General features: G+C 66.6%; 7 protein-coding genes. 3 read left to right on the top strand and 4 right to left on the bottom strand.

Annotated elements, in window-relative coordinates; translation table 11 throughout:
* Nucleotides 1–1,274, bottom strand: a 1,274-nt coding sequence (locus tag KF759_RS10965) for a class I tRNA ligase family protein (protein WP_291225382.1), incomplete at its 3' end; no start/stop codon positions are given.
* 120 nt (nucleotides 1,275–1,394) lie between these two features.
* Between KF759_RS10965 and upp the strand changes: the two genes are divergently transcribed.
* Nucleotides 1,395–2,030 carry a uracil phosphoribosyltransferase gene (gene upp, locus KF759_RS10960; RefSeq protein WP_291225381.1) on the top strand — a complete coding sequence of 212 codons (636 nt, stop codon included), beginning with the start codon at nucleotides 1,395–1,397 and terminating at the stop codon, nucleotides 2,028–2,030.
* Nucleotides 2,031–2,378: 348 nt separating this feature from the next.
* Here the strand turns inward: upp and KF759_RS10955 are convergent, their stop codons facing one another.
* The 3 genes from KF759_RS10955 to KF759_RS10945 are packed head-to-tail and all read right to left on the bottom strand — an operon-like array spanning nucleotide 2,379 to nucleotide 4,709.
* The gene (locus tag KF759_RS10955; RefSeq protein ID WP_291225379.1) at nucleotides 2,379–2,801 is read right to left on the bottom strand and encodes a DNA polymerase III subunit chi; all 423 of its coding nucleotides are present in this window, start codon (nucleotides 2,799–2,801) and stop codon (nucleotides 2,379–2,381) included.
* Nucleotide 2,802: 1 nt separating this feature from the next.
* Nucleotides 2,803–3,222 (bottom strand): hypothetical protein, encoded by a 420-nt coding sequence (locus tag KF759_RS10950; protein WP_291225377.1) that lies wholly within the window; start codon nucleotides 3,220–3,222, stop codon nucleotides 2,803–2,805.
* Nucleotides 3,219–4,709: a leucyl aminopeptidase gene (locus KF759_RS10945; RefSeq protein WP_291225375.1), complete on the bottom strand. Its 1,491-nt coding sequence runs from the start codon at nucleotides 4,707–4,709 to the stop codon at nucleotides 3,219–3,221. Before KF759_RS10945 ends, KF759_RS10950 begins: the two co-directional genes overlap by 4 nt.
* A 115-nt stretch (nucleotides 4,710–4,824) precedes the next feature.
* Between KF759_RS10945 and lptF the strand changes: the two genes are divergently transcribed.
* Entirely contained in the window at nucleotides 4,825–6,012 is a 1,188-nt protein-coding gene (gene lptF / locus KF759_RS10940; protein ID WP_291225373.1) for an LPS export ABC transporter permease LptF, read from the top strand.
* Nucleotides 6,009–7,151: an LPS export ABC transporter permease LptG gene (gene lptG / locus KF759_RS10935; protein WP_291225371.1), complete on the top strand. Its 1,143-nt coding sequence runs from the start codon at nucleotides 6,009–6,011 to the stop codon at nucleotides 7,149–7,151. The genes lptF and lptG overlap by 4 nt, the downstream gene beginning before the upstream one ends.
* The last annotated feature ends 35 nt before the right edge of the window (nucleotides 7,152–7,186 follow it).

The raw sequence follows: 7,186 nt of genomic DNA, 5'->3' as shown, positions 1-7,186 counted from the left end.
GGGATCTGATGGCCCCACCAGAGCTGGCGGCTCACGCACCAGTCCTGGATGTTTTCCAGCCACTGGTTGTAGGTGGTGGCCCAGTTGTCGGGCACGAAACGGATCGCGCCATCGCGCACCGCGGCGAGCGCGGGTTCGGTGATTGCCTTGCGCCCGCCCGGACCGGGCCTGCCGTCCACGCGCGTGTCGCTGGTGAGGTCGAGGAACCACTGGTCGGTGAGCATCGGTTCGATGATCGCCTCGCTGCGCTGGCTCACCGGCACCTGCAACTTGTGCTTTTTCGTTTCCACCAGCAGGCCCGCGGCTTCCAGATCGGCGAGCACGGCTTTGCGCGCCACGTAGCGGTCCATGCCGCGGTATCTTTCCGGCGCGTTGTCGTTGACCTTGGCGTCGAGGCTGAGGATGGTGAGCGGCGTGAGCTGGTGGCGCGCGCCGATTTGCCAATCGTTGAAATCATGCGCGGGCGTGATCTTGACGCAGCCGGTGCCGAACTCGCGGTCGACGTAGTCATCGGCGATCACCGGGATCTCGCGATCGCACAGCGGCAAGGTGAGCGTCTTGCCGATCAATGTCCGGTAACGCTCATCTTCAGGATGCACCGCGACGGCGACGTCGCCGAGCATCGTCTCCGGGCGCGTGGTGGCGACGACCAGACCTTCACCGCCATCGCTCGCGGGATAGCGGATCGACCACAGCGAGCCGTCCTTTTCCTGATTGTCCACTTCCAGATCGGACACGGCGGTCATGAGCACCGGGTCCCAGTTGACCAGTCGCCGGCCGCGATAGAGCAGGCCGTCGCGATACCACTGCACGAACACGCGCCTGACTGCGGCGGACAGGCCCGCATCCATCGTGAAGCGCTCGCGCGACCAGTCGATCGAGGCGCCGAGGCGGCGCATCTGATGGCTGATGGTCGAACCCGATTGCTGCTTCCATTGCCAGACGCGATCGACGAAGGCCTCACGGCCGAGATCGTGGCGCGACTTGCCGTCGGCGGCGAGCTGGTTCTCGACGATCTTCTGGGTGGCGATGCCGGCATGGTCGGTGCCGCCCTGCCACAGCGTGCGCGCGCCGCGCATGCGCTGGTAACGGATCAGGGCGTCCATGATCGTCTGCTGGAAGGCATGCCCCATGTGCAAGGTGCCGGTGACATTGGGCGGTGGCAGCAGGATGCAGTACGGCGCGCCATCGCCCGCGGGCTTGAAATCGCCGGCGGCTTCCCAGCGGGCATACCATTTGGACTCGATCTGGCCGGGTTCGAAACTCTTTTCCATGGGGACGGTCGACGGCCGCGCGGGCGGCCTGTTGGCAATGGGGAATCGTGCATTCTACGCAGTGCAGCGCGCCCGACCCAACTGCGCTAAGGTTTTGCCGCACCCCACCACGGATCGCCCATGCCTGCCGCCGTCCATGTCGCCGACCACCCGCTGGTCCAACACAGCCTGAGCCTGATGCGCGAGCAAGCCACCGGCAGCAGCGAATTCCGTCACCAGCTCGGTCAGCTCTCGCGCCTGCTCGCCTATGAGCTCACGCGCGGCGAGGCGCTGCATGCGGTGGCGATCCGCACGCCCGTCGCAGCCGCGACCGGCCAGCGCGTGGATGGCAGCAAGACCGTGTTCGTGGCGATCCTGCGTGCGGGCCTGGGCCTGCTCGAGGGCATGCTCGAAACGCTGCCGGGTTCGCGCGGCGGTCACATTGGCCTGTATCGCGATCCGCACACACTCGAAGCCATCGAGTACTACTTCAAGCTGCCGCACGACGTGGCGGAGTGTGAGCTTGTCGTGGTCGATCCGATGCTGGCGACCGGCCACACCGCGGTCTCCGCGATCACGCGCATCAAGCAACTGTCGCCGCGCTCGATCCGCTTCGTCTGCGTCGTCGCCTGTCCCGAAGGCATCGCCCACCTGCACGCGCATCATCCCGAGGTACCCATCCTCACCGCGGCAATCGATTCCGGCCTCAATGAGCACAGCTACATCGTGCCCGGCCTGGGCGATGCGGGAGATCGTTGCTACGGCACCAGGGAGTGAGCCGGCACGGCGGATGCTGCAGAGCCAAGCCAGCTCGGCTCGGGCGACGCGAAAGGCGGCCTTTGTAGAGCCAAGCTTGCTCGGCTTGCGGCGCGCGACCGTGCAGGAGGGCCGGAAGGCCCGACCTGGTGCGTCGCTGATTGACATTGCACACGATGGCATGTGCCGCGCGTCGCGGCTGCCGCCGCTCCTACACCGTCACGATGCACGGCAACGACGCGATGGGTGTCGTAGGAGGGCCGGAAGGCCCGACCTGACGCACGGGAGCGGAGCTAGCTCCGCTCTACGACGGTGGTGGTGTGTGCTCTTGTAGAGCCGAGCTCGCTCGGCTGGAAGCGCGGCCTGGGCCTACATGTCGTGCTTGGTCAGCTCGAAGCCCGCGGCCTTGTAGGTTTTCCAGCGTGCGCGCGAACCGGTGCGCTGGTCTTCGTCGGCGGGCACGACCTCGAGCACGCGTTCGAACAGGCCGGGCGCGCAGTCCTCGCGCAGGTTGATCACCAGGCTGCGGTCGGCAGCATCCATGCCGGGCGGCACGATCAACACCGGCGTGAGCGCGTCATCCTCGTCGCCGGCAAGTTGATGTGGCACGAAGGCGGCCTCGTCGAAACTCCACAGCAATTCATCGAGCGCCTCGGCCTGATCCTGCGAGCTGGCGAGGATCAGGGTCGGCTGCTGCGCGGCGAAGGCGCGCTTGGCCAGTTCGCACACCAGCAGCAGCGGCTCGGCGCGGAAGCGCGGCTTGTCGATCAGGTAGAAGTCGGCGCGTGGCATGTCAGGGCGTGGCCATTGTGCCGGTCAGCTGAAGGGTCAGGGCCGCACCGATCGCGGTGGCGAGCATGCAGCCGACCACCAAGGCGAAGAACGAGGCGATTGCCGGCAGGCGGCGCGGCTGCGGCCGTGTCTTGTACAGGTAGTAGGGCACGAAGATTGCCGCGAACAGCACGATGCAGACATCCAGCCAGAGTGGGCGGCGAATGACCAATTCGCGTGCATCGAGATTGAGCCAGTGAAAGCCGATCAGCAACAGCGCGATGTTGCCGAGCACGGTGATCGCCAGACGCAGGCCGTCTTGCGCCGAAGGCAGCCCGAAGGAGGCATCGACGGCACCGATGACCAGCGCCGTGCCTGCCATCGCGATCAGGGTGGCCTGCTTGCGCAGGCGCAGGTCGGGGCCGGGGCCGGGGCCGTTCACGCGCAACGGTCGATCAGGAACTGCGTCAGCAGCGGCACCGGGCGGCCGGTGGCCAGACCCTTGCGGCCTTCTTCCCAGGCGGTGCCGGCGATGTCCAGATGCGCCCAGCGGCGACCCTGGGTAAAGCGCGCGAGGAAGCAGCCCGCGGTGATCGCGCCGGCATACTTGCCGCCGATGTTGGCGACATCGGCAAAGCCCGAATCGAGCTGGCTCTGGTAGTCGTCCCACAGCGGCAGGCGCCAGGCGCGGTCATGGGTGCGGGTGCCTGCGGCGAGCAGTTGCTCGGCCAGTTCCTCATCCTGCGTCATCAGGCCCGAGGCGTGCTTGCCGAGCGCAACCACGCAGGCGCCAGTCAGGGTCGCGGCGTCGATGATCACCTGCGGGTCAAAGGTCTGCGCGGTCCAGGTCAGCGCATCGCACAGGATCAGGCGGCCTTCGGCGTCGGTGTTGAGCACTTCGATGGTGAGCCCGGACAGGCTCGTGAGCACGTCACTGGGGCGATAGGAATTGCCATCGGGCATGTTCTCGACCGCCGGTACCACGCAGACGAGATTGAGCGGGAGTTTCAGCTCGACCGCGGCGAGGAACGCACCGAGCACACCGGCTGCGCCGCACATGTCGAATTTCATTTCTTCCATGCCCGCACCGGGCTTGAGCGAAAGGCCGCCGCTGTCGAAAGTGACGCCTTTGCCGACGAGAGCGAACGGTTTGGCGCTGCCACCGCCCTGCCAGCGCAGTGCGATGAGCTTGGGCGGATTGGCCGAGCCCTGGGCGACACCGAGCAGCGAGCCCATGCCGAGCTTGGCCATGTCCTCGCGTTCAAGCACTTCGAGGCTGACCCCCGCGTGTTGGTCGGCAATCGTCCTGGCTTGGGCGGCGATATGCGCGGGATTGCACAGGTTGGGTGGCAGATTGCCGAGTTCGCGCGCGAAGCGCACGCCGTTGGCGATCGCGCGGGCTTGCGTCAGTGCCTCTTGGCCTGCGGCCTCATCGGTGGCCACAAAGGCAATCCGCGCGAGCCGCTTGGGCTCGGCTTCACTGCGCGGCTTGAAGGTTGCGGTGTAGCGGTAGGCCTGGGCATCTGCGGCCAGTGCTGCGCAGCGCAGCTTCCAGGCGAAGTCGTGGCTGGCGACCTCGAGTTCGGTCAGGGTCGACAGCGCATTGTCGACCGGCAGGTTGCGCAGGGCGCGCATGCTGTCATGGACTGCACGATGGAAGGTGCCGGCATTGAACTTGGCGGGCTCACCGAGGCCGACCAGCAATACGCGCGTTGCGCGCACGCCCGGCAGTGCGAACAACAAGGTGTGGCTGCCGAGTTTGCCGCTGGCGTCGCCGCTGGCGATGACACGGCCGATCGCGCCGCCGCTGATCTGGTCGATCTGGCGTGCCGCTGTGCCGAGACTGCCGTCCTGAAACAGGCCGAGCACGAGGCAATCGGTATCGACAGTTTCCGGGGCTGCTGCAGTGAGGGAGAAATCAAGGGCCATCGAAGGTTCCGGCAAGCTGAGGGATGTGAAGGCGCCGACACGGTTACAATGCGGCTCGATCGTCATTGCCCGCCGGAGCGGGACTGGTCGCCGCGGGTCTGGCGGACGCAGCGGCATGAATCACCTGCGTGCCGCGTGGTTCCCGAGTCTGCGCATGAAGCCCAATAGTCTAAGGCAAAGCCCATTCCAGCTGCGCATCGTCGATCGCTACCTGCTGCGCGAGGTCGCTTTCGGCATCGCAGCCGCACTTGCAGTGCTGCTGCTGATCATGGTGGGAGGTGCCTTCACCGAGATGCTCGGCAAGGTCGCGCGCGGGCGCGTGCCCGCCGAACTGCTGCTCAGCCTGGTCAGCCTGCAGACGATCAACACCCTGCCGATCCTGGTCCCGCTGGCGGTGCTGATGGGCATCCTGCTCGGTTATGGCCGGCTGTGGCGCGACAGCGAGATGGCCGTGCTGCAGTCGTCGGGTCTGGGCGTGAGTGACCGACTCTGGCCGCTGCTGTGGCTGGTGCTGCCGTTGATGGTCGCGCTTGCGCTGGTGGCGTTCTGGCTCGGTCCCGCAGCCGAGCGCAAGGCGCAGGACCTGCTCACCCAAGCCAGCCGTTCCTTGCTCGTTGCGGGTCTGGAAGCGGGGCGTTTCGTCGAATTGCCGGGGCGCGAGGGCACGATCTACGTCGGCGAGATGTCGGCCGACGGCGCGCAGTTCAAACGCCTGTTCATCGAAAGCGAACGTCCCGATGCGGATACCGGCAAAACCCGCATCGACGTGATCACGGCAAGCAGCGGTTTCCTCTATCACGATGCCGATGGCGCGGGTCGCTACATCGCGCTCGAAGACGGCTTTCGCGTCGAAGGCAAGCTCGGGGAGGACGATTTCCGCCTGATGCGTTTCAAGCGCAATGACATCCGCCTGCCCGATGCCCCCGTGGAGGATGACGAGGCGGCAGACAAGCGCCACGCGCCAAGCACTCGTTTGTGGCAAACGCCCGACGATCCGGTGATGCGCGCCGAGTTGCACTGGCGACTGGCGGCGCCGCTGTCGCTGCTGGTGCTGAGCTTGCTTGCCCTGCCGCTGTCGCGTTCGAGCCCGCGCGAGCCACGTTACGCACGCATCCTGCTCGCTTTGCTGGCCTGGTTCATCTACTACAACCTGCTCTTGCTCGGCCGCACGTGGATCGGCGCGGGCCGACTCGCACCCGGCTTGGGCCTGTGGTGGGCGCATGCGCTGTTTCTGGTGGTCGCCCTGTGGTTGATCTGGAGCAGCCAGCGCTTTCGCGTGCCTGCGACAAAGGTGGCGCAATGACCGCGCATGCGATCAATGCCGAGGTCGGTGCCGCGATGCGTCGTCCGCTGTCCTGGCTGCAATGGAAACGCGTCGATCGGCTGGTCGCAGCCGCGGTACTGGGCGCAGTGGCCTTGGCCTGGGTGGTGATCGTCGGCATCGATGCGCTGCGTACGCTGGTGGGCGAACTCGATGATGTCGGCCAACAGGGCTACACCTTGGGACGCGCCGTGCTCTACGTGGTCTGCACGGTGCCGCGCCGTTTTTACGAGATGTTCGGTTATGCGGCGCTGATCGGCAGCCTGCTCGGTCTGGGCGGACTCGCCAGCACCGGCGAGCTGACCGCTTTGCGGGCGGCAGGTCTGTCCAAGCTGCGCATCTGTGCTTCGGTGGTGGTGACGATCGCCGCGCTCACGGCGGGGGTGATTGTGCTGGGCGAAACGCTCGGTCCCTGGGGCGAGCGCCGCGCCCAACAGGTGCTGCTCGCGGCCAAGTCGAGGGATGTCGCCCTGACCCGCGGCATGCTGTGGGCGCGCGATGGCGAAACCGTGATCGGCGCGCGCACCGCGCATGTGCAGGGCAGCGCGGACCAGGTCGAACTCGATGGCGTGCGCGTGTTCGAGTTCGATGCCGACGGCCGCCTCATTGCCCTTTCGTTCGCCAAGCGCGCGCGCCATTCCGATCATGCCTGGGCTTTCGAGCAGGTCCGGCGCACCCGCTTCGGCGTGGATGGCGCCAGCAGCAGCACCGAGGCCAGCACGAAATGGGATTCGCAGCTGGATCCGACCCTGCTCTCGACCAGCATCGTCAAGCCGCGCTACATGGCATTGCGCGAGCTTGGCCGGAACATCGACGCACTCACGCGCAACCGCCAGGATGCATCGATGTTCCGCGGCATGTGGTGGCAACGGGTGTTCTACCCGCTGTCGATCCTGGTACCGACCTTCTGCGCCCTGCCATTTGCATTTGGCGCGCTGCGCAGCGGCGGCCTGTCCAAGCGCCTGTTTCTCGGCGTGTTGCTCGCGCTCGGATTCTTCCTGCTGCAGCGCTCGGTGATCAACCTGGCCACGGTTTACGACGTGGCGCCGGCCCTGGCCAACCTGCTGCCGCCCTTGTTGCTGATCGCCGCTGCAGCGGCGTATTTTCGCCGCCGCGCCTGAACCACGCACGCCGGCGGGGTGGCCTGGCTGGGGTA

The sequence above is a fragment of the Dokdonella sp. genome, assembly GCF_019634815.1.
Classification (GTDB): domain Bacteria; phylum Pseudomonadota; class Gammaproteobacteria; order Xanthomonadales; family Rhodanobacteraceae; genus Dokdonella_A.
Note: the sequence above shows the minus strand (reverse complement) of the source record. Positions and strands in the feature narration are given on the sequence as shown.

Coding starts and splice junctions, on each gene's coding strand:
- upp (WP_291225381.1), top strand. CDS start 1,395: ATGCCTGCCGCCGTCCATGTCGCCGACCACCCGCTGGTCCAACACAGC.
- KF759_RS10955 (WP_291225379.1), bottom strand. CDS start 2,801: ATGCCACGCGCCGACTTCTACCTGATCGACAAGCCGCGCTTCCGCGCC.
- KF759_RS10945 (WP_291225375.1), bottom strand. CDS start 4,709: ATGGCCCTTGATTTCTCCCTCACTGCAGCAGCCCCGGAAACTGTCGAT.
- lptF (WP_291225373.1), top strand. CDS start 4,825: ATGAATCACCTGCGTGCCGCGTGGTTCCCGAGTCTGCGCATGAAGCCC.
- lptG (WP_291225371.1), top strand. CDS start 6,009: ATGACCGCGCATGCGATCAATGCCGAGGTCGGTGCCGCGATGCGTCGT.